Source organism: Roseburia sp. 1XD42-69, assembly GCF_003612565.1.
GTDB lineage: Bacteria > Bacillota > Clostridia > Lachnospirales > Lachnospiraceae > Roseburia_B.
In genome coordinates, this window is the sequence record NZ_RAZG01000006.1 from 89716 (window position 1) to 111470 (window position 21755).

The window sequence follows — 21755 nt, forward strand, 5'->3', positions numbered from 1 at the left end:
CACTTAAAAGTGGTAATGTTACACTGTTTACTGTCACAAATGGTTATTTTTTGACAAGATGTTAAAGATAGCCATATGGGGTTCGCTGAATGCGAATGATTATATTATCTTTAAGGAGGAAAGTATGAAGAAAAACGTGCTTATGAAAAGCAAACGTATGGCTGCTTTCGCACTATCTCTCTCAATGATTTTAAGCGAGGGTTCTTTGGCAGGCGCTGCAGAAGTGAATGCAGGTGATGCAGAGCCGGCTGTTGTAACAGAATCAGGCGCAGGGACAGACAATGCCGGGACAGAGACAACAGAAGTCACAGAGTTTGAGTCAGAGGCAGCAGAAGCTGCAGGAGCTACAGAAGCGGCAGAGCAGACAACACAGGAGGAAGAGACAGAGCAGACGACACCGGAGGAAGAGACGGAGCAGGCTGCACCGGAAGCAGATGTACCGGAGACAGAAGCAGCAACACCTGTAGAAGATGTGGTTCAGCCAGTGGCGGATGAAGCAGCCCAGGCACCAGAAGCTGCAGAGACAACGGAGGATGAGACAGAAAGTGCTGACCTGGAAGAAGAGACAGAAGAGGTAGGCGCATATAACGGAACACCTTCTAAGGTTATTGGGTTGGAAGGGACAAATGGTTATGATTTTTCTATGCCAGCAGGAAATGATAAAGTTTTATATTATAACTATGTTAAGGGTTCAGACGCTGTGGTTAAACCTGGAAATTTGACAGAGACAACAAAGGCGAAAGATACCGTGCAGGGACTGAGTGACGTATACAATGTAGACGGAAAAACATATCGCCAAGCTTCATATGATCGTGACGGAGATTTCACTACATTTTCTGAGGAAGTAGTGGCTGGATTGACGGCTGATCCGGCAACCGGACTGTATACCGCCAACGGTGCATATTATACTTCTTATCTTGCAGCCAAAGGTGAGGAAGTTGTGCCTGTAGGAGTGGCAGCAGACTCAACGGCAGCAGATCAGTTACTTGGCGCCACAGATATCAATGGCGATGCCATAACAGATTATTATGCTGTGAATGGTAAATTTTATAAGGGCAGAGGAAATCATATGGGAAACGGCCAGTTGTACTGGTATGTGTCTGATGAAATTTCCTTTGAAAAAGTTAAGCCTTCTATGGATTGGAATTCCCTTACCACAGATAATATTGTGGTAAACGGCGAAAATAAGGAGTTAAAAGTTGGCTACCAGGTAAAGGTAAATGATGCGGTGGAAACTTTTACAGATTATGGTAGTACTCTGGCAATCAGCAGTACGGAAGGCGCAATGTCTATTAGGACAAGGAACTCTGCAGATTTAAATACTTTGGTTGGGCCTGGTGAATCTGCCAAGATTCAGGTTCGCGGCGTATACTATGTTGAAAATGAGGCAAAGGATGCTCAGAATAAGACAGTTACTACCAATACCGTAGTATCTGCAGGGGAGTGGTCTGAGGTTTATACATTTACCCGTGCCGAGTTAAAAGAAGTACCGCAGATTGGCGGTTTGGCGGCAGCTTTAGACGGAACACAGGTAAAATTAACCTGGAATCCGGTAAAAGAGGCAGGTTATACAGAGTTATATTGTATTGAGTCTAAAATTCCTTTGACAAATCTTACATCAGAGAATTTTAAGAAGTTTTACGACAATGAGTGGAAAGACGAGGATGAGAAAAAGGCCCTTCTTGGCGATGTAAATTATTATGAAAATATTGATACATCTTCTTGGAGAGTATCAGGGTCAAGTAAAACAGTGTCATATTCCAGGGATTTCACATACCATTACTATGGGTTAGAGACTTTTGGAGCAGCCTCTAATGAGTATAAAAACAATACGATTGTTTCTAATATTGCAGTTGTAACAACTACCCAGACTGCAAATATTCCTCAGGTAACAGGATTTAAAGCAGAGAAACAGTCTGACGGCACATATGACCTGGTATGGAATCCTGTAGATGCTGATGTGGTTGTTTATGCATACGAGAAAAAGACTTTGCCGGAATTCTTTAACTTGTCAAAATTGAATGCAACAACAGCGCCTGTGACAGTAACAGATGAATACGGGGATACTACCACTACAATGGTTCCCCTGTCCGACAAATTGACATCCGGCCAGAAAGCGTTAATTAATAAAGTAGATAGTGTATCAGAAGATGGTTTGGAAGGCGACAGCGGCATTAGCACAGATAGATTCGATTTAAAACCAGGGGTGACTTATTATTTCACGGCTTATACATATGATGATATCAACAGTCGTGATGACCAGGCGCCCATTGCAACTATCGACGGATTGAATTTTACCCGTTACACCAATTTCAGCCCGGCTTCTAAAATTGTAAGCGTAAAGAATGACTTGGATAAGCCGGCTGTTGATACAAAAGCGTCCAAAAACAGCATTAAACTTACATTAAGCGGCGCTGGAAACCCAACGGGATACCAGATTTATAAGAAAAACAATAAGAATAAATGGAAAAAAATTGCAACTATAACAGACGATGTTTATACGGATGCAGATTTAAAAGAAAACACCAAATATTCTTACAAGGTTCGTTCCTACTATTATAATAAGGACAACAAGAAGACGATTTACAGTGATTATACATACAAAACAGTAAGTACCTCACAGGTCACAGATATCGCTGTAAAAGTTACAATGAAATCCACCAGCCAGGCAAAAGTTACCTGGACAAAGGTAAGCAAGGCAGAGAAGTATGAGATTTACCGCTCAAATTCCTCTAACGTTGATAAAAAAGTGATTTCTAAGAAGTATAAAAATGCCGGGGATTTTGCACAGGCATTGGATACTGCTAAATTTGAACTGGTAAAAACGGTAAAGAAGGCAAAAACAACATCCTTTACTGATAAGAAGCTGAAAGCCGGAGAGACATATACTTATGTAGTTATGGCTTATTATAAAGATGGTAAGAAAGCATCCGGATATATTGCAGACAGTGATTACATTACCTTTGCAGTACATAAGCCCTGGAATGTTCAGTCAGAAAATAAAGGAACGTCTGCAAAAATTACCTGGGATGCAGATAAATTTGCCTCCAAGTTTGAAGTAAAATATACGCTTTATGACAAATATGGAGCAGCGAAATCCCGTAAAGCAACCGTAAAATCTACCAAGAAAAATAATTATACAATTAAAGGGTTAGAATCCGGCGGATATGCAAGTGTTTCTGTGCGCGCTTATGGGAAAAATAAGACATATTCCGAATGGACAGATGTAACAAATACCACATCTTTGAAAGTGGCAGGCAGCATTACGGCAAAGAATACCACAGAAAAGCTTGCTGACGGAAAGACAAACAATGTAGTTAAGATTTCCTGGAAGAAAGTTTCCGGTGCAAAATATTACAGAGTGTACCGTTCAACCAGAGCTGGTGTTTACAACAAAGATGAGAAGAAATATACGGTGCCAGGTACTCCTATTGCAAAAGAGAGCAACACAGATGAGCGTTACGATGAAGTAGGTTATAAAGAGTATTTAGGCGAATCAGATTCTATTATCGGAACATCTGCCATTGACCGCACCCAGTTGTTAGAGGGTGTAACTTACTACTATTCCGTAGTTGCATTTGGCGAGAAGAATACGGAAATTGCTTCTTATGTTACTTCTACAGAAAGTAAGGTTGCATATGCAACCAGTAAACCTGCATCTGTTGTATTTAACAGAGACCTTAAGATTTCTTCCATTAAGAATTCTAAAAAAGGACAGGTAGCTGTCAAGTACAACAAAGTAAAAGATGCGAAACAGTATGTCATCTACCGTGCAGACAAGAAAAATGGCACATTTAAGAAGATTGGAACTTCCAAAAAGACTTCTTACACAGACAAGAATGTAAAGAAAGGCAAGACATACTACTACAAAGTTGTTGCTACAGGCACCAACAAAGCAAAAGCAAACATGGAAGTGACTTCCTATGTTAAGAAGATTAAAGTAAAGAAATAATCCTATATTCGTAACATTAAGTTCGCTTGCTACAGTTTTAAATATTTTCTCATGTTTACCGCCCGCAGGGATTCCTGCGGGTGGTTCTTTCCTTTTCGGGAAATTTTTTCTAAATATAATTTTATAGGTGAATCAGTGATGCAAAAAAGGAATGATTTTGTCCATATCATTCCTTTTTTGATGATTTTTCCAGCCAGCCGCCGTATTATTCTTTTTGTTCCTGTTCGGTAATGACCTGCTGAATCAATGACTGTACGATGGGGGAAAGTGAACGATAGAAAGTGAGAAGACGTTTTTCAGAGAACCGTAATTCGCCGTCCGGAATTTGATCGTAGCGATAAGGAATATCCGTTGCACCAATCAAATAGTCAATAGATGTGTCGAAAAATTCAGCCATGTCACACAGTCCTTCAATGGTGGGGCTGCATATTCCATTTTCATATTTGTGTATGGACTGCTGGGATACGTTTAAGATATCCGCCAACTGCTGCTGGGTCATGTGTTTTTCTTTTCGCAGTTTGTATAATCGTTTCATGTAATCACCTCTTTAACACTAGTTTAGCAAGAGGATATAGGGAAAGATAAAACTTAATAGGATATAAAAAAAACTCTGTTTAATTGTATAATTATTTTTTGTAATATTTTTGAAATAATTCATTCTTTTAAAAACTAAGCATATTCCAATATTTTCCCAATGTATCCTTATTATTTAGTCACAATTTTGTAATAAACTCGTAACATGTTCGAGACAGGAAAGCCTTCTGTGAGGGAGAGTTGTTCCTGGGATATGCAAAATTGCCATTAAAGGAGATTATAAGATGAAACAGAGAAATATGAAACTTGCCATGCTGTGTATTACAGCAGCATTACTTACAACTGCACATGGGATGCCGGCGGCAGCCAGCGAAGTAAAAGCTGAAAAAGAGGTTCAGGCACAGGACAGTGAAAAAGAGTTGTCACAGGAGCCGGAGAAAGCTAAGCTGCATGCAGGGATTTCATCTGTTACAACATGGGCAGCGGAGATATACCAGGAAGAGCTGGAAAATGAAAAGCCCCCACAGGAGGAGGTACAGGAGCTTGCGGTGGCGCAGGTGGATTCTTACATAAATGTGCGCAGTCAGCCCTCTGTGGAGGGAGAAATTGTGGGAAAACTATATGATGATTCCGTGGGAGAGATTATCGGGGAAGAGGCAGACGGAGAATGGCTTCTTATTAAATCCGGAAATGTGGAAGGCTACATTAAAGCTGAGTATGCGCTTCGAGGGGAAGAAGGGCTGGCAAAGGCGGATGAAGTGGGAGAGCGATTTGCAAAAGTAACAGCGGTTACGCTGCGGGTTCGGGAAGAGGCTACAACAGAATCCGATACCATGGCACTTCTGCCTGTGGAGGAAGTTCTGCCTGTCCAGGAAGAAGTGGAAGGCTGGGCGAAAGTTTCCACAGAGGAAGGAGAAGGATACATTTCCACAGAGTTTGCGGAGGTTTATACAGAGCACAAAGTGGCGGAATCCAAGGAGGAGGAAGAGGCCAGGCTCCGCCGGGAGGAGGAAGAACGCCAGGCGGCAATCCGGGCAGAACAACAGCGGGCAGCAGCTTTAGATTCCAAAGGAGCTTCCAATTCCAAAGGGACCTCTTCAGGGAAGGCACCGGCGTCCGGGAATACAAATGCAGGAAACAAGGGAAGCCAGAGCAGCAGCCTTGGGTCAAGTATAGCAAATTTTGCACTTCAGTTTGTGGGAAATCCCTATGTTTATGGGGGAACAAGCCTTACGAATGGTGCGGACTGCTCAGGGTTTGTCCAGAGCGTGTTTAAAAACTTTGGAATCAGCCTTCCCAGAACTTCCGGGGAGCAGGGACAGTGCGGTACAAACGTAGGGGGTATCGGCAATGCAAGACCTGGGGATTTGATATCCTACTCCGGCCATATTGGAATTTATATTGGAAACGGACAGATTGTACATGCAAGTTCAGCAAAGACAGGTATAAAAGTGTCAAATGCCAGCTACCGTCCCATTTTATCTGTACGCCGGATTGTATAGCACAGAGAAAATCAGCCATACTGTAAAGAAAACAGGCAGCTCTTTTGGATAGCTGCAGAAGAATGGCTGGTGTAAACATGAGGGTTCTGGTACAGGGACAGGATTTTAACTGGGTGAGAAAGCTGCGTCAAATATGCAGGGAAAAACAAATAGATATTGCAGAGGGAGAATCGCCGGGGATTTTGGCAGACCTTTTGGTAAGCGATTCCGCTCAAAACAGGGGAAAAGGGATTTTGAGAGAAATTCCTTTTCTTATTGTGTCTGGAAAAGAAGATGAAGAGACTATACTTCAGGCATTCAAGCAGGGGGCGGAGGATTATCTCATTTCCCCGGTAAGTCCCAGTATAGCAGCTGCCCGCATTGAGGGGATCCTTAAGCGGTACGGATGGGGGAAGAGCCATGTTTCTTATACACCCAATGAATACCGGCTGATGTCTTTTATGATGCGCCATCCTTACCATGTCCTGTCCAGGGAGCAGATTTTGGAGGGGGCTTTTCCGGAGGATTACGAGGGAATTGACAGAAATGTGGACAATTATATTAAGGATATTAGGAAAAAGGTGAAAGCAGCAGGGGAGCCGGAGCGGATTTTTACTGTGTACGGTGCTGGTTACCGCTATGTGCCGGAGGGAAAGGGATTAGGATTAAAATAGAAAAAAGACATACCAGTAAATATAATTTATGTTAGTTTTATTTTTATATAGACTTTGTCTTGTGCATGTGTTATACTATAGGAAGAATAAAATTATAGAAAAGAGGGGAGCGTATGACGGAAAATGATAAATTGGATTTAATTTTAACGGAAATCAATGGAATAAAAGCGGAAATCGGTGGAATGAAAACGGAAATCGGTGGAATGAAAGCGGAAATCGGTGGAATGAAAACGGAAATCGGTGGAATGAAAGCGGAAATCGGTGGAATGAAAACGGAAATCGGTGGAATGAAAGCGGAAATCGGTGGAATGAAAACGGAAATCGGTGGAATAAAAGCGGAAATCGGTGGAATAAAAGAGGATATTCAGCAGGTAAAACAGCGCACTGCTGAAATTGGAATGCATATTGAAAACCATACGGATAAAAATATTTTATTAATTGCAGAAAATTTTATTGAGCTGACAAATAAGTTAAACCAGGCGATTCCCGCAGCAGATAAAAACCTTGCCTACCAAGTAAAAGTAGATTATGTATTTGAAAAAGTGAAGGTTTTGGAAAAGGATATGGCGGAGTTAAAGAGCAGGACGGCATAACAGTTATGTTTTTCAGGAGAAAGGACGGAGGGTATTATGAAAATTGCAATTGGAAATGATCATGCAGCTTTGGATTTAAAATGGGAGATTGCAGATTACATAAAGGAACTTGGATATGAGGCAGTTAATTTTGGAACGGATACTCCGGAGAGTTGTGATTATCCGGTTTTTGGGGAAAAGGTGGCCCGGGCCGTGGCTGCAGGGGAAGCGGACTGCGGTATTTTAATCTGCGGGACAGGCGTGGGAATTTCCCTGGCGGCAAATAAGGTGAAGGGAATCCGCTGCGCCGTGTGCTCCGAGCCAGTGACGGCAAGGCTTGTGAAACAGCACAATAATGCCAATATTATAGCTTTTGGAGCAAGGATTGTGGGAAGCGAGACGGCAAAGGAAATTGTGAAGGCGTATCTGGATGCAGAATTTTTGGGAGGCAGACATGCAGACCGGGTGGCTATGATTATGGAACTGGAGAATAAAGGCTGATTTAATGTCTCAATATGACGATACCGGAAGCGAAAATCATTTATCAGAAATATAATTGCTCAACTTTCCGCATATGTACTCAGAATTATCCTGTGTATATGGAATACCACCGCCTGGAGATTGCAAAGTGGCAGGAGGAACAGTGGAAGAATGAAAAAATACAGGAAATGTACGGGGAGCTTATTCAAAGTGGAAAAGTGGAGACATTTCTGGAACTTTACGAGATAGCGGCAGAGTTTCATAATACGGAAAAATTGTCGGTTCTTTACAGAAGTTTGAAACAAATAGCAGTGCCCCAAAAACCTCAGAAAAAAGTAGATTTGGCGGAGACGATTTTAGGAAAGCGGAACCGAAGAGTCAGAAGCGGCATGATTTACTGGGCATATGATTTGCATTGCAGGAAGCTGACGGGGGCACTGTTTTTGTATGTCCAAAACTGTCTGGGGGAGATACGGACTTGGGATGTGTATATTGCCCGGAGAATTCAAAGGGCAAAACATCTCTATATAACCATGAAACAGGAGCTGGGCTATTAAGGAACTGATAATAAATAAATCTTTACATTTGGTTTGGCCTGATTCGCACACACTGCGTTGTCGTCAGTTGCCGTAGCCCGCTACGGCGCCATCCTCCGCCTTGCGTGTACGAACCAATCCTTCACCAAATTGCAAAGTTATTTATTAACAGTTCCTAATCGAAAGATATGCCATAAGGTATATCTTTTTTGAAATGGAAAAAGACAGGAGAAAGGGACAGCATGGAAGATAAAACAAATGTTATGCGTATACTGGATAAGAAAAAAATTTCTTACCAATGCCATACTTATGAGGCGAAGGAGGCAGTGGGGGGCATGGAGGTTGCTGAAATATTAGGGCAGAATCCCAGTGCCGTATTTAAGACATTGGTTATAGTGGGAAAATCCGGGGAACACTATGTTTTTATGGTTCCGGTGAATAGGGAGCTGGATTTAAAGAAGGCTGCAAAAATTGTGGGGGAGAAGAAGATAGAGATGATAAAGTCAAGAGAACTGCTTCCCCTCACAGGCTATATTCACGGGGGATGTTCCCCGGTGGGGATGAAAAAGGCATTTCCCACCACGATAGATGAGAGCGCCAAAGACCAGGAAAAAATATTTTTCAGCGGAGGGAAAATCGGCTGCCAGATTGAGACAACCTTAGAGGGGTTGTTAAAAGTTGTCCGGGTAAATACCGGGGATATCTGTACAGATGAATAAGGAGGGACTATGGGATATCATACAGTGGATGAATTGGAGCATTTTAACTTTGCCGGGGCTGAGATTTTGGAAATCAGGGAGTACAGAGACCAGCTTATTTTTGAACTGGGATTTGTGACTATCCTGCCGGAGAACACCTGTAACCGGGATGTGCGGGAAATGGGCACCAGCCAGCTTACCTTAAAACTTTTCCATGTAAAAGAAATTGAGATTATTTTGGAGGGGTATAAGGTTTTTGATGCAGATGGGAATCTTAAGGAAACCTGTGAGGATGAGGTGATTAAAAATAAAGATTTCCCTGCCCTGTACCAAGATTTAAAAGGCAGCGGGATTTACAGTTTGAAAAGGGACGGGGATGACTATGTTTTTTATCTGGATGCGGAAGAGAGAACCTACCGTTTTACCGTGAAGGCAAAGGGGAATTCCCAGGACTGGGAGCGGTTTATGAATAAGAACCCCGTCTACTGAAAAAGGTGGTTTTATGGAAAAAATTCTGAAAGAAAAATTAGAAAAATTGAAAAACAATATAAAAAAACTGGAAAGCGTCGCTATCGCCTTTTCCGGGGGAGTGGATTCCACATTTTTACTTCAGGCGGCCTATGAGGTTTTAGGGGAAAATGTTCTTGCTCTGACCATACGTTCAGCGGCTTTTCCTGAAAGGGAGACCAAGGAATCACAGGACTTTTGCAAAGCTAGGGGCATACGCCAGGTTGTACTGGATTTTGATCCCCTGGATCTGGAAGAATTTGTAAAAAACCCGAAAGACCGCTGCTACCACTGTAAAAGGCAGCTTTTTTTGAAAATTACCGCAGCAGCTAGGGAGCAGGGGATTTTATATGTGGCGGAGGGCTCTAATATGGATGATTTGGGAGATTACCGTCCGGGGCTTATGGCAGTTAAAGAGATGGGGATTTTAAGCCCTTTAAGGGAGGCAGGGTTATATAAGTCTGAGATTCGCTTCCTGTTAAAAGAAATGGGGATTCCTGCCTGGGAAAAGCCGTCCTACGCCTGCCTTGCCTCCCGTTTTGTGTACGGGGAGGAAATTACCCTGGAAAAGTTAAAAAGGGTGGAACTTGGGGAAGAATTTCTAAGGGAGCAGGGATTTTTGCAGATGCGGGTGCGGGTGCACGGGGATATGGCACGGATTGAGGTTTTGCCGGAGGATTTTGGGAGGTTTTTGGATGAGAAATTCCGGGAAGAAGTGTGGGATAAGTTCCATGGACTTGGATTTTCCCATGTGTCTTTGGACCTTAAGGGATACCGCACCGGGAGCATGAATGTGTGATACAGATACGAGAGGAGAACGATTATGAGAGATAATACGACGGAAATATTTGAAAAGGCGCCGGTTCCAAAGGCCGTTCTGCTGAATGTGATACCTTCTATCATCAGTATGATGATGGTTTTGGTATACAACCTGGCGGATACCTTTTTTATCGGACAGACAAAAAATGCCTACATGGTGGCAGCGGTTTCCGTGGCAACTCCGGCGTTTTTATTCTTTATGGCGGTGGGGATGCTTTTCGGCATCGGAGGAACATCTTTTATATCCAGAATGCTGGGTGAAGGAAATCAGAAAAAGGCGGATAACGCCTCTTCTTTTTGCTTTTGGACAGGGTTATCCATTGGAGTGATTTCCATGGTTTTCATCTGGATTTTTGTGAAACCTGTGTGCATTATGATTGGGGCAAGCCCGGATACCATGGAGTATGCGGTGCAGTACCTTGCTATTGTGGCGGCGGGGATTCCCTTTTTAATCTTAAGTAATATATTCAGCAATATTATCCGCGCCGAGGGAAATGCAAAGACGGCTATGATGGGGATGATCATCGGAAATATGGCAAATATCATTTTAGACCCGGTAATGATTTTGGGATTTCATTGGGATGTGGCAGGGGCAGCGGTTGCTACAGTTTTGGGAAATGTGTTTGCCAGTGTATTTTATCTTGTGCATCTCTTGTCCAAAAACGCAAAGCTTTCCATAAGCCCGAAAGATTACAAAATCAGGGAGCATATTGCATTGGATGTGTTTGCCATCGGGGTTCCGGCGTCCTTAAACAGCGTGTTAATGAGCGTGTCAAATATTGTAATCAATAATTTTATGATGCAGCACGGGGATATGGCGGTGGCAGGCCTTGGGGTTGCCATGAAGGTTAATTTGATTGTGGTCATGCTTTTAATCGGCCTTGGAACGGGAATACAGCCCCTACTGGGCTATTGCTTCGGGGCCAGAAACAGAAAACGGTATATGGATGTGCTGAAATTTTCCTGTGCCCTGGCGTTGGGGTTAAGCCTTGTGATGACAGTTACCTGTTACTGCGGGGCAGGGCCTTTGGTTCGGGCATTTCTGGAAAATAAAGAAGCCTTTTCCTACGGCATGTCCTTTGCCAGGATTTATATTTATTCCGGTCCGATTTTGGGAATTTTATTTGTGTTTATCAATGCCATTCAGTCCACCGGGGCGGCGCTGCCCTCCCTGATACTTTCCATCAGCAGGCAGGGTCTTTTGTTTTTGCCTATTCTTTTGGCTATGAATGGAATATTCCATACCCCAACAACCCTCGCAATGGCCCAGCCAGTTACAGACTATTTGTCAACAGCGTTAGCCCTTTTGCTGTTTCTTGTCACTTATAAAAAATATTTAAAAGAAAATGTTTAGCGTGGTTAAAAATGCCCGGATAGCCTTTTTACCTATCCGGGTATTTTTTTAATCACAATACTGTTGACAAAACTTATACTGTGTAGTACGATATACATAAAGAAAAGGAGGTATGAGATGAATTTGGACAAATGGAAATCCCAAATTGCCCGGGGAACTTTAGAATACTGTATTTTGCTTATGCTGCGGCAAAAGACCTGCTATGGATACGAAATATTGCAGGAATTAAGCAAGTATCCCATGCTTGCCTCCACAGAGAGCACGGTATATCCCCTGCTGCGCAGGCTGTTAAAGGAAAATTACCTGGAAGCTTTCTGGAAAGATTCTGCGGAAGGACTGCCCCCCAGGAAATACTATTCCCTCACGCCTTTGGGGGAGGAGTATGTTATGCGTATGTCAGAGGAGTGGGAAAATCTTTTAAATGCGATTGTATGTCTGAAAGGAGAAAAAAATGAACGTTAAATTTGAAAAATTTCTAGCCACGGTGGAGAGGTACTTAAAACCCTTACCTACATCAGAAAGGGTTGACATTGTAAAGGAAATCAAAGGCTCTATTTTGGAGATGGAGCAGGGGGATCTCTCTGAGGAGGAAATTTTAAAACGGCTGGGAGAGCCCAAGGATTTGGCGAAAGCCTATCTGGGGGATTTGATGGCAGAGGAATCGGGGTTTAGCTTTACCAGGGTTCTTACTGTATGTGCATTTTACAGTGTGGCAGGCCTCTCCGGCATGTTTGTGATTCCTGTTTTGGGGATTGTGGCACCGGTGTTTATTGTTACGGGAGTTTTGTCTGTTCTTTGTATGGCGGTGAAGCTCACGGACTACATTTTTCACCTGGGGCTTCCCTATATGGAAAATATAGGGATGTTTTCCATAAACGGCGTGTCTGTTATGAATCCTTTTGGGGAGTTTTTTGCAGCCCTGGTGATTGGGGCGGTTCTCTGTTTTTTAGGGCAGGGGGCCTGGAAACTGCTGAAGTTTTATTGTATTAAAGTTGGAAAGACAAAAAAGGATTTGTCTATTTGATTTTTCGGTTGACACAGGGCAAATTAGCGGGTACAATAGGAAAAGATTAAAAAATTTTTAGGAGGAATTTTTATGTTAAGTGTGATTGTAATGGAGAAAGCTGCAAAATAAATATTGCAGGGCTGCTTTTACTGCGGGAAAAGTCTGCCCATTTGCTGGCGATAAGCGCCGGCGTTTTCGCCTTACAATTTGCTTACGATTATGGAATAAATTTTCAGAGAGTACAGGCATGGCTTTTGGCCGTGCCTTTCTTTTCCGGAATGCGGTTTTCACTGCGTTTCATTAGGAGAGAAACGACCATGGTACGTTATGCATTTGCGGCTATGGTTGTTTTTTTGTGCAAAAATAAGAAAAGCGGAAGTTTTCCTGTAAGGCGGAGAATACTACAATAAATAATCAGGAGAAGAAAATGGATATTGAAAAAATAATTGAATTTGACAAAATAAAAGAGATGTGGATGAATCTGGCTGTCACGGAGGGGGCAAAGGAAAAAATCAGGAAGATGTCCTACTGCCTGGAGGAGACAAAATTGCGGAAAATGATGCGGGATACAACCCAGGGAAAAAATCTTATGGAAAAGCTGGGGACTCCGCCTTTACAGAACACAGGGGAAATCCATGAGATTTTAAATGCTGCGGAACTTGGCAGCTGCCTTACACCCAGCCAGTTAGGGCAGGTGGAGAGAGTGCTGGCGTCGATTCGGCGTTTAAAACTTTATTTGGAAAGAGGGAAGGATTTTGGAAATTCCCTGGCATATTATGAAGAGAACCTGGATTCCCTGGAATCCTTGCGGGAAGAAATTTCAAGACAGATTAGAAATGAGGAGGTGGACGATTATGCCTCAAAGGATTTGGCCCGCATCAGAAAAGAAATTGTTAAATGCCGGGAGGAGATGAAGGGGAAGGCGGAACAGGTGATGCGCACCCACAAAGCCTGTATGGCGGATAATTTCTGTACATTCCGGGGAGGAAGGGTCTGCGTCCCTGTAAAAAAGGAATTCAAATTAAAAATACCAGGAAGCGTGCTGGACAAATCCTCCACGGGAAATACTTTATTTATAGAGCCCGCCGGGGCGGCAAAATATTACGAGGAATTGCAGAGCCTTAAAATCGGGGAGGAGAATGAAGTCTACCGCATTTTGTACACCCTTACGGATATGGTTTCATCTGCGGCGGAACGATTAAGGGAAGATATTTTCTATATGGAAAAACTGGACTTTATTTTTTCCAAAGGGAAGCTCAGCATGGATTTGGAGGGGGTTGAGCCTTCTTTCAATACGGAGCGGAAAATTGCGTTAATATCTGCGAGACACCCATTGATGGATAAAAATATCAATATACCCCTGCAGTTTGAAATAGGGGTAGATACCCGGGGCATTGTAATAACAGGGCCGAATACAGGGGGAAAGACAGTTGCCATAAAAACGGTCATGCTGAACTGCATGATGGCCCAGTGCGGGCTGCATGTTACCTGCCGGGAGGCGGATATCTGCATGAATAGCTCATATCTCTGCGATATCGGGGACGGCCAGAATATCTCTGAAAATTTGTCCACCTTTTCCGCCCATATTAAAAATGTCCTGGAAGTGCTGAGGGAAGCGGACAAAGAGAGTTTTGTCATTATGGATGAGCTGGGATCCGGCACAGACCCGGCGGAGGGCATGGGAATTGCCATTGTCATTTTGGAAGAATTGAAAAAAAGAGGCGGGCTTTTTCTTGTGACCACCCATTATCCCGAGGTAAAAGAATATGCAAAAAAGCAAGGGGAGATTGTAAATGCCAGAATGACCTTTGACAAGGAGACATTAAGGCCCACATATCAAATGGTAATCGGGGAGGCCGGGGAGAGCTGTGCTTTGTACATTGCAGACAGGCTGGGTATGCCAAATGAGATGCTTCGGACAGCGGTACGGGCCGCCTACGGGGAAGATGCTTTAAGGGCCTGGAATTTCCAAAAAGAAGAGAAGAAACCGGAGAATAAAACTGCCGGAAAAATAATCAGAAGGAAGGAGAAAAAGAGGGGAAAGGAGTTGGAGGAGAAATACCACATTGGGGACAGCGTGATGGTTTACCCGGAGAAAAAGATTGGGATTGTGTGCCAAGGTATAAATGAGAAAGGCGTTTTAAGGGTGCAGCTTCCCGGCAAAAAAATCTGGATTAACCATAAGCGGGTGAAACTTCATGTAAAAGCCTCTGAATTATATCCCGAAGATTATGATTTTTCTATTATTTTTGACACAGTGGAAAACAGGAAAATCAGGCATAACATGGATAGAAAATACACGGAAGAATTAATTGTTATGGAGGAAGAAAACAGAGAAGCTTAAATTTGTTTTTCTATTGACAAATACCCAACAAGGGTATAGTATATAATGTGTAGCTGAAAATTTATATTTATTACATTATAAAAGATTGGGGAAAGGAATGAAAGTTATGGACACAATAAGAAATGAAATCACAGAAAATATGCAGACCACAGAGCCTGCAGAGGAAATGGAGAGCTGCTGCAGCGGAAAAAACAAAAAACGCACAGACAAGGAATTTAAAGATTTAATGAACCGCCTGAAAAGGATTGAAGGCCAGGTGCGGGGAATACAGGGAATGTTGGAGAGGGATGCCTACTGTCCCGATATCTTAGTCCAGGTGGCGGCGGTAAATGCGGCCCTTAACAGTTTTAACAAAGTGCTTCTCACAGACCATCTGAAAACCTGCGTGGTGGAAAATATCCGTCAGGGGAATGACGAGGTGGTGGATGAGCTGGTGCAGACCTTAAAAAAAATGATGAAATAAAGAAAGGAAATCAGCAAAATGGAACAATACAGCGTTACAGGCATGAGCTGCGCCGCCTGCAGTGCCAGGGTGGAAAAGGCGGTGCAGAATGTGCAGGGAGTGACAAGCTGCTCTGTCAGCCTTTTGACCAACTCCATGGGGGTGGAGGGAAATTATAACCCCAGTGATATTGTAAAGGCGGTGGAGGATGCAGGTTACGGTGCAAAGCCCAGGGTAGGGGAGAAAGAGGGGGCAAAAGCCCCGGATTACGAAGAGATGCTTTTGGACAAAGAAACGCCTCTGATGAAAAAGCGGCTGATAATGTCCATGATTCTTTTAATTCCCTTGATGTATGTGTCCATGGGGCATATGATGTGGAACTGGCCCCTGCCGGAGATTTTGGCAGGAAACCATGTAGCCATGGGGCTTTTCCAGCTTTTATTTACCACGGGCATTATGGTGATTAACCAGAAGTTTTTTGTAAATGGATTTAAGGGCCTTTTACACAAATCCCCCAACATGGATACCCTTGTGGCCCTTGGGGCGGGGGCATCCTACGGATACAGCGTGTTCGCACTGTTTGCCATGACAGATGCCCAGATGCGTATGGACATGGAGGGGGTTATGGCCTATATGCACGAGTTTTACTTTGAGTCTGCAGCCATGATTCTCACTTTAATTACCGTGGGAAAAATGTTAGAAGCCCGTTCCAAAGGGAGAACTACAGATGCATTAAAAGGGCTTATGAAGCTGGCGCCCAAAACCGCCGTGGTGGTAAGAGACGGGCAGGAGACAGAAGTGGACATTTCGGATGTGGCAAAGGGGGATATTTTTGTGGTGCGCCCCGGGGAAAATATTCCTGTGGACGGGGTTGTGACAGAGGGGAGCAGTGCGGTAAACGAATCCGCCCTGACAGGGGAGAGTATTCCTGTGGACAAAGGGCCGGGGGATACGGTATCCGCAGCCACACTGAATCAGTCGGGATTTTTAAAATGCCAGGCCACCAGGGTGGGGGAGGATACCACCTTATCCCAGATTATCCAGATGGTCAGCGATGCTGTGGCTACAAAGGCTCCCATTGCAAAGGTGGCTGACCGGGTCTCCGGCGTGTTTGTGCCAAGTGTTATCACCATCGCAGTGATTACCATCCTTATCTGGCTCTTTGCAGGCCAGACAATAGGATTTGCCCTGGCCAGGGGAATTTCCGTACTGGTCATAAGCTGTCCCTGCGCCCTGGGCCTTGCCACCCCTGTGGCCATTATGGTGGGCAGCGGCATGGGGGCAAAGTTCGGCATTATGTTTAAAACGGCGGTGTCTTTGGAGGAGACGGGAAAAACTGCCATTGTGGCACTTGATAAAACGGGAACCATTACAAAGGGGGAGCCGGTGGTGACGGACATTTTCCCCGCCGGGAAAACCGGTAAGGAGGAGCTTTTGTCCATGGCATATTCCCTAGAGCAAAAAAGCGAGCACCCTCTTGCCCGGGCTATTGTTTCACTGGGTAAGGAAAAAGGCTTAATATCCCTGGAGACAGAGGAGTTTCAGGCTGTGGCGGGAAACGGTTTAAGGGCTGTATTAAATGGGAAAAAAGCGGCGGGGGGAAACAGGGAATTTATAGAAAAATTTGCCCCGGTGCCAGAGGAATTAAGGCAGCAGGGAGATAGGCTGTCCGGTGAGGGAAAAACGCCCCTTTATTTTGCCAGTGAGGGAGACTTCCTGGGGATTATCGCTGTGGCGGACGTGATGAAAGAGGACAGCAGAGAAGCTGTGGCAGAGCTTAAAAACATGGGCATCCATGTAGTGATGCTCACCGGGGATAACGAGAGGACGGCAAATGCCATCGGGGCCATGGCCGGGGTGGATGAAGTGATTGCAGGGGTTTTGCCCCAGGGAAAAGAATCCGTTATCCGCTCCTTAAAGGAAAAAGGCAAAGTGGTAATGGTGGGGGACGGGATTAACGATGCTCCGGCCTTAAAGCGGGCGGATATGGGAATCGCCATCGGCGCAGGCACGGATATTGCCATTGACGCAGCGGATGTTGTTTTAATGAAAAGCAGGTTAAGGGATGTGGCGGCGGCCATCCGGTTAAGCCGGGCCACCTTAAGGAATATCCACCAGAACCTGTTTTGGGCTTTTTTCTATAATGTAATAGGGATTCCTTTGGCGGCTGGATTGTGGTATCCCTTTTTTGGGCTGACCCTTAATCCCATGTTTGGGGCGGCTGCTATGAGTTTATCCAGTTTCTGTGTGGTGAGCAATGCACTGAGACTTAATTTTTTCTCCATGTATGACACCCGCAGGGATAAAAAAATAAATGTAAAAAAGAAAAGTGAAAAGGAGATTGTAGAAATGGAAAAGACAATGGAAATCAAAGGAATGATGTGCGGACACTGTGAGGCAAGGGTAAAGAAGTGCCTGGAAGCTTTAGAGCAGGTAAATGAGGCAGTGGTGAGCCACGAAAAGGGGACTGCCCTTGTAAAATTAAATGCAGAACTTTCCGATGAGGTGTTAAAGAAAACCGTGGAAGAGCAGGATTATGAGGTGACTGGAATTTCATAAATCAGGACAGTTCTTAAAGAAAAGTTTTGATAAAAGGTGGAGTGAAAAAGTGATGAAAGTAATGGAAAAGCAGCAGTTTGACATGGAGAGGGCTCTGTACGGGGAACGGGGCATTTCTGTTTTGGAATGTTCTTTTGACGGCCCGGCGGACGGGGAGAGCGCTTTGAAGGAAGCCGCAGATGTAGAGGTGAAAAAATGCTATTTTAATCTGCGGTATCCCTTCTGGCATAACCATAATCTTAAAATTGAGGATTCGGAAATGACAGAGCTCTGCCGCGCCGCCCTGTGGTATTCGGAAAACGTAGAAATAAGAAACACAAAGCTGCACGGCATCAAGGCCCTCCGGGAATGCGCCAATGTCTCTTTAAAAGACTGTGACATTATATCACCAGAGTTTGGCTGGTCTGTAAATGGGATTTCCATGGAGGGGTGCAGGGCAGAAAGCGAGTACTTTTTTATGCGCTCCTCCCAGATAAAGTTTTCCCATGTGTCCATGAAAGGAAAGTATTCCTTTCAGTACATAGAGGATGCCCGGTTTGAAAACTGTGAATTTGACACAAAGGACGCCTTCTGGCACGGAAAAAATGTGGTGGTGAAGGATAGCACCATTCAGGGGGAATACCTGGGATGGTATGCCGACGGGCTTACTTTTATTAACTGCCATATTATTGGAACCCAGCCCCTTTGCTACTGTAAGAATTTAAAACTCATCAACTGTAAGATGACGGATACGGATCTGGCATTTGAAAAATCCCAGGTGGAGGCGGAACTTACTGCCCCTGTGGCAAGCATTAAAAATCCGGCAGAGGGAACCATAAAAGTTCCTGCGGTGGGAGAGATTATTATGGATGATGAAAAAGCAGAAGGAAAGGTCATAATCGGGTAATATATGAAACAAAATTTGTTGGAAAAGATGCGGAAAGGGGAAAGGCTGGCCTTTGGCCAGCAGCTCCTTTTAATCTTTCAGTTAAGCATTCCTGCCATTATGGCCCAGATTTCTTCCATTGTCATGCAGTATATTGACGCTTCCATGGTAGGGCAGCTTGGAGCCAAGGATTCCGCCTCTATCGGCCTTGTCTCCTCCAGCACCTGGCTTATGGGGGGGCTTTGTTCTGCGGCCAGCATTGGTTTTACGGTGCAGATTGCCCAGCGAATCGGGGCAGGGGAAGAAAAAAGAGCCAGGAATATTGTGCGACAGGGACTTCTTGCAGTTTTAGTTTTTAGTCTGATGCTTTGTCTTTTGGGGGCAGGGCTAAGCGGCGTTCTCCCCCGGTGGCTGGGAGGCGGGGCGGATATCTGCAAAAATGCCTCCCGTTATTTTTTTGTGTACGCCCTTTCCCTTCCGGCGATTCAAATGAACAATGCGGCGGGAGGAATGCTCCAGTGCAGCGGCAATATGCGCCTTCCCAGCGTCCTTCATATTTTCATGTGCATATTGGACGTGATATTTAACAGCGTGCTTATTTTTCCCTCCAGAAAACTGTCTCTTTTTGGGGCAGAATTTTTCTGCCCCGGGGCGGGGCTTGGAGTGACGGGAGCGGCCCTTGGGACTGCCCTTGCGGAAGTTTTCGTGGCATCACTTATGCTTTATTTTCTCCTGGTGAAATCCCCCATGCTGCACTTAAGAAAGGGGGAAAAGACCGGATTTAAAAGGGAAGATTTAAGAAAAGCGGTTAAAATTGCAGTGCCTGTGGGATTTGAACAGGTTGTCATGTGCGGCGCCCAGATTATGAGCACAAAAATTGTGGCCCCCCTTGGAACCGTGGCCATTGCGGCAAACTCCTTTTCTGTTACGGCGGAGAGCCTTTGCTATATGCCGGGGTATGGAATAGGCACAGCGGCAACGACCCTTATCGGCCAGAGCATCGGTGCGGGGAGAAAAGATATGACAAGGCGGCTGGGGTGGCTTGCCACTTGCCTTGGAATGGCAGTGATGGCGGGAACCGGCGTACTTTTGTATGCCTTTGCCCCTTTTATGATTGGAATATTATCCCCGGATGAGGCGATCCGGGCTCTTGGCACAAAAGTCCTGCGCATTGAGGCTTTTGCAGAGCCTATGTACGCAGCATCTATTGTGGCTTCGGGAGTTTTCAGAGGAGCGGGAGATACCCTGATTCCAAGCTGCATGAATTTTTTCAGCATGTGGGCGGTACGAATCCCCCTGGGGGCATTTTTGGCTCCCAGATTTGGCTTAGAGGGGGTGTGGGTTGCCATGTGCCTGGAACTTTGCGTGCGGGGGATTCTGTTTTTGTTTCGGCTGGCAGGAAAACGTTGGTACCAGGGCGCAGAAGGTAAGAGGAAGGGCGCATAAGCTTGCGTGGGTTCCAAAGGAACGGCAGGCAAAAAAAGAAAATATAACGCCTATGTGATAGCACAGCAGGGAAGTGCCAAAAAATTTCGCTTTCCGAAGCTGTGCTTTTTCTCTTTCTATTACGTAATTGGTAAGGGCAAAGGTAAACTGCTTTAAATTGTTGGTGGAAAATATGGTAGAACTGTTAAATTCCCCGTTGCCGGAAAACACGCTCCACTGGGTGGCCATCATAAAAAAGATAGGCAGTATTCCAAGGATTGGGTTAATATCCCCGGGGATAAAGGTGAGAAGGATAAGCCCTGCCATATCGATAAAAATGGCATAGCGTTTCACATTGAGGGCAGTTTTCTTTGTCAGCAAAAGACAGATTACCATAGCCAGGACATACAGGAAAAGCCCCGAAAGCCGCAGGAGGAAATCTGTAACATCCCCCTCAAAGAGGGTGCAGAGAATGTCAATCATATTTGCAGTCTGGGAGGAACCGAAATTCATCAGGCGGCACAAAATGGCGTATGCCCCTAAAAATCCTCCCAGGATGCACATAATACAGTGGAGATATAAGGTTTGTTTTTCTGATTCCATTTTATAGGATGCTCCTTTTTGTATGGTTGTTTTTTGCAACGACTAAATCATAGCACATTTTTTTACATTTTTCAAATTCTGTAAAAACAATCTGGATATACCAGATACCAAAATGAAAATTTCCAACAAAACATATCGGAAAATCAAGGAAAAAGATTGACTATGTCCATGCCCCACAGTATAATAGTAACAAATGATTACAAACTGGAACAACCAGAAAAAGCCAGGAGGGATTATGGGAGATTTTCGGATTTTAGAGGTAAAGCAGAGTGTCTTTGCAGACAATGACAAGCGGGCGGCAGAGGTGCGCAGGGAATTAAAGGAGAAAAAGGTGTTCCTTTTAAACCTAATGTCCTCCCCGGGCTCCGGCAAGACCACCACCCTTACCCGCACCATTGAGGCGTTGAAAGGGGAAATGAAAATCGCCGTGATGGAGGCGGATATTGATTCCGATGTGGACGCAAAAACCATATCGGATTTGGGGGTAAAAGCCATCCAGCTCCACACGGGAGGCATGTGCCATCTGGATGCGGACATGACATATCAGGGGCTTTCCGGTTTAAATGCCGGGGATGTGGATTTGGTGGTGCTTGAGAATGTGGGCAACCTTGTATGTCCGGCGGAGTTTGACACCGGAGCTGTGAAAAACGCTATGATTTTAAGCGTGCCGGAGGGGGACGACAAGCCTTTGAAATATCCCCTGATGTTTTCTGTCTGTGATGTGGTTTTAATCAATAAAACAGACGTACTTCCCTATTTTGATTTTGATATGGAGGCATGTAAAGAGAATATTTTAAAAAGAAATCCGAAGGCCAAAATCATTCCAATCTGCGCTAAGACAGGAGAAGGTGTGAAAGACTGGGCGGACTGGTTAAGAGAACAGGTTTCGGATTGGAAAAATTAG

Annotated in this window: 20 protein-coding genes; 18 read left to right on the forward strand and 2 right to left on the reverse strand. The window is 44.5% G+C overall.

Features of this window, described 5'->3' with window-relative positions:
* Positions 1-124 precede the first annotated feature (124 nt).
* Positions 125-3952, forward strand: coding sequence for a hypothetical protein (locus D7Y06_RS04680; protein ID WP_120406671.1), 3828 nt, complete (start codon positions 125-127; stop codon positions 3950-3952).
* 205 nt (positions 3953-4157) lie between these two features.
* Here D7Y06_RS04680 and D7Y06_RS04685 read toward each other — a convergent pair whose 3' ends face one another.
* Positions 4158-4487 (reverse strand): helix-turn-helix domain-containing protein, encoded by a 330-nt coding sequence (locus tag D7Y06_RS04685; protein WP_120406672.1) that lies wholly within the window; start codon positions 4485-4487, stop codon positions 4158-4160.
* A 283-nt stretch (positions 4488-4770) separates the two neighbouring features.
* Between D7Y06_RS04685 and D7Y06_RS04690 the strand changes: the two genes are divergently transcribed.
* The 16 genes from D7Y06_RS04690 to D7Y06_RS04765 all read left to right on the forward strand — a co-directional run bounded on the left by D7Y06_RS04690 (position 4771) and on the right by D7Y06_RS04765 (position 20269).
* Entirely contained in the window at positions 4771-5988 is a 1218-nt protein-coding gene (locus D7Y06_RS04690) for a C40 family peptidase (RefSeq protein WP_120406673.1), read from the forward strand.
* Between the two features lie 44 nt (positions 5989-6032).
* The gene (locus D7Y06_RS04695) at positions 6033-6641 is read left to right on the forward strand and encodes a response regulator transcription factor (RefSeq protein ID WP_158591248.1); all 609 of its coding nucleotides are present in this window, start codon (positions 6033-6035) and stop codon (positions 6639-6641) included.
* A gap of 113 nt (positions 6642-6754) precedes the next feature.
* Entirely contained in the window at positions 6755-7234 is a 480-nt protein-coding gene (locus D7Y06_RS04700) for a hypothetical protein (RefSeq protein WP_120406675.1), read from the forward strand.
* 36 nt (positions 7235-7270) lie between these two features.
* On the forward strand, positions 7271-7714 hold the full coding sequence (gene rpiB / locus D7Y06_RS04705; RefSeq protein ID WP_120406676.1) for a ribose 5-phosphate isomerase B: 444 nt from the start codon (positions 7271-7273) through the stop codon (positions 7712-7714).
* A gap of 92 nt (positions 7715-7806) precedes the next feature.
* Positions 7807-8250, forward strand: a complete 444-nt coding sequence (locus tag D7Y06_RS04710; protein WP_158591250.1) for a hypothetical protein — start codon at positions 7807-7809, stop codon at positions 8248-8250.
* Positions 8251-8471: 221 nt separating this feature from the next.
* Positions 8472-8948, forward strand: coding sequence for a Cys-tRNA(Pro) deacylase (ybaK, locus tag D7Y06_RS04715; protein WP_120406678.1), 477 nt, complete (start codon positions 8472-8474; stop codon positions 8946-8948).
* 9 nt (positions 8949-8957) lie between these two features.
* Entirely contained in the window at positions 8958-9416 is a 459-nt protein-coding gene (locus tag D7Y06_RS04720; protein ID WP_120406679.1) for a subtilin biosynthesis sensor protein SpaK, read from the forward strand.
* Between the two features lie 13 nt (positions 9417-9429).
* Entirely contained in the window at positions 9430-10233 is an 804-nt protein-coding gene (gene larE / locus D7Y06_RS04725; protein ID WP_120406680.1) for an ATP-dependent sacrificial sulfur transferase LarE, read from the forward strand.
* 24 nt (positions 10234-10257) lie between these two features.
* Complete coding sequence (locus D7Y06_RS04730) at positions 10258-11607, forward strand: MATE family efflux transporter (protein WP_120406681.1); 1350 nt, start codon at positions 10258-10260, stop codon at positions 11605-11607.
* Positions 11608-11724: 117 nt separating this feature from the next.
* Positions 11725-12069 carry a PadR family transcriptional regulator gene (locus tag D7Y06_RS04735; RefSeq protein WP_120406682.1) on the forward strand — a complete coding sequence of 115 codons (345 nt, stop codon included), beginning with the start codon at positions 11725-11727 and terminating at the stop codon, positions 12067-12069.
* Entirely contained in the window at positions 12059-12631 is a 573-nt protein-coding gene (locus D7Y06_RS04740; protein ID WP_120406683.1) for a DUF1700 domain-containing protein, read from the forward strand. Before D7Y06_RS04735 ends, D7Y06_RS04740 begins: the two co-directional genes overlap by 11 nt.
* Before the next feature lie 409 nt (positions 12632-13040).
* Complete coding sequence (locus tag D7Y06_RS04745) at positions 13041-14957, forward strand: endonuclease MutS2 (RefSeq protein WP_120406684.1); 1917 nt, start codon at positions 13041-13043, stop codon at positions 14955-14957.
* Between the two features lie 106 nt (positions 14958-15063).
* Positions 15064-15420: a metal-sensing transcriptional repressor gene (locus D7Y06_RS04750; RefSeq protein WP_330566378.1), complete on the forward strand. Its 357-nt coding sequence runs from the start codon at positions 15064-15066 to the stop codon at positions 15418-15420.
* An 18-nt stretch (positions 15421-15438) separates the two neighbouring features.
* The gene (locus D7Y06_RS04755; RefSeq protein WP_120406686.1) at positions 15439-17958 is read left to right on the forward strand and encodes a heavy metal translocating P-type ATPase; all 2520 of its coding nucleotides are present in this window, start codon (positions 15439-15441) and stop codon (positions 17956-17958) included.
* A gap of 52 nt (positions 17959-18010) precedes the next feature.
* A complete protein-coding gene (locus D7Y06_RS04760; RefSeq protein WP_120406687.1) occupies positions 18011-18844 on the forward strand; it encodes a DUF3737 family protein in 834 nt (277 codons plus the stop codon).
* Positions 18845-18847: 3 nt separating this feature from the next.
* Positions 18848-20269, forward strand: a complete 1422-nt coding sequence (locus D7Y06_RS04765) for an MATE family efflux transporter (RefSeq protein WP_120406688.1) — start codon at positions 18848-18850, stop codon at positions 20267-20269.
* Here D7Y06_RS04765 and D7Y06_RS04770 read toward each other — a convergent pair.
* Entirely contained in the window at positions 20150-20851 is a 702-nt protein-coding gene (locus D7Y06_RS04770; protein ID WP_120406689.1) for a YoaK family protein, read from the reverse strand. The two genes, D7Y06_RS04765 and D7Y06_RS04770, sit on opposite strands and share 120 nt — an antisense overlap.
* 235 nt (positions 20852-21086) lie before the next feature.
* Here D7Y06_RS04770 and hypB point away from each other — a divergent pair, with 235 nt between their 5' ends.
* Positions 21087-21755, forward strand: coding sequence for a hydrogenase nickel incorporation protein HypB (hypB, locus tag D7Y06_RS04775; protein ID WP_120406690.1), 669 nt, complete (start codon positions 21087-21089; stop codon positions 21753-21755).

Excerpts from the sequence above, each read along its gene's own strand:
- D7Y06_RS04680 (WP_120406671.1), top strand. The coding sequence starts at position 125 with ATGAAGAAAAACGTGCTTATGAAAAGCAAACGTATGGCTGCTTTCGCA.
- D7Y06_RS04685 (WP_120406672.1), bottom strand. The coding sequence starts at position 4,487 with ATGAAACGATTATACAAACTGCGAAAAGAAAAACACATGACCCAGCAG.
- D7Y06_RS04690 (WP_120406673.1), top strand. The coding sequence starts at position 4,771 with ATGAAACAGAGAAATATGAAACTTGCCATGCTGTGTATTACAGCAGCA.
- D7Y06_RS04700 (WP_120406675.1), top strand. The coding sequence starts at position 6,755 with ATGACGGAAAATGATAAATTGGATTTAATTTTAACGGAAATCAATGGA.
- rpiB (WP_120406676.1), top strand. The coding sequence starts at position 7,271 with ATGAAAATTGCAATTGGAAATGATCATGCAGCTTTGGATTTAAAATGG.
- ybaK (WP_120406678.1), top strand. The coding sequence starts at position 8,472 with ATGGAAGATAAAACAAATGTTATGCGTATACTGGATAAGAAAAAAATT.
- D7Y06_RS04720 (WP_120406679.1), top strand. The coding sequence starts at position 8,958 with ATGGGATATCATACAGTGGATGAATTGGAGCATTTTAACTTTGCCGGG.
- larE (WP_120406680.1), top strand. The coding sequence starts at position 9,430 with ATGGAAAAAATTCTGAAAGAAAAATTAGAAAAATTGAAAAACAATATA.
- D7Y06_RS04730 (WP_120406681.1), top strand. The coding sequence starts at position 10,258 with ATGAGAGATAATACGACGGAAATATTTGAAAAGGCGCCGGTTCCAAAG.
- D7Y06_RS04735 (WP_120406682.1), top strand. The coding sequence starts at position 11,725 with ATGAATTTGGACAAATGGAAATCCCAAATTGCCCGGGGAACTTTAGAA.
- D7Y06_RS04740 (WP_120406683.1), top strand. The coding sequence starts at position 12,059 with ATGAACGTTAAATTTGAAAAATTTCTAGCCACGGTGGAGAGGTACTTA.
- D7Y06_RS04745 (WP_120406684.1), top strand. The coding sequence starts at position 13,041 with ATGGATATTGAAAAAATAATTGAATTTGACAAAATAAAAGAGATGTGG.
- D7Y06_RS04750 (WP_330566378.1), top strand. The coding sequence starts at position 15,064 with ATGGACACAATAAGAAATGAAATCACAGAAAATATGCAGACCACAGAG.
- D7Y06_RS04755 (WP_120406686.1), top strand. The coding sequence starts at position 15,439 with ATGGAACAATACAGCGTTACAGGCATGAGCTGCGCCGCCTGCAGTGCC.
- D7Y06_RS04760 (WP_120406687.1), top strand. The coding sequence starts at position 18,011 with ATGAAAGTAATGGAAAAGCAGCAGTTTGACATGGAGAGGGCTCTGTAC.
- D7Y06_RS04765 (WP_120406688.1), top strand. The coding sequence starts at position 18,848 with ATGAAACAAAATTTGTTGGAAAAGATGCGGAAAGGGGAAAGGCTGGCC.
- D7Y06_RS04770 (WP_120406689.1), bottom strand. The coding sequence starts at position 20,851 with ATGGAATCAGAAAAACAAACCTTATATCTCCACTGTATTATGTGCATC.
- hypB (WP_120406690.1), top strand. The coding sequence starts at position 21,087 with ATGGGAGATTTTCGGATTTTAGAGGTAAAGCAGAGTGTCTTTGCAGAC.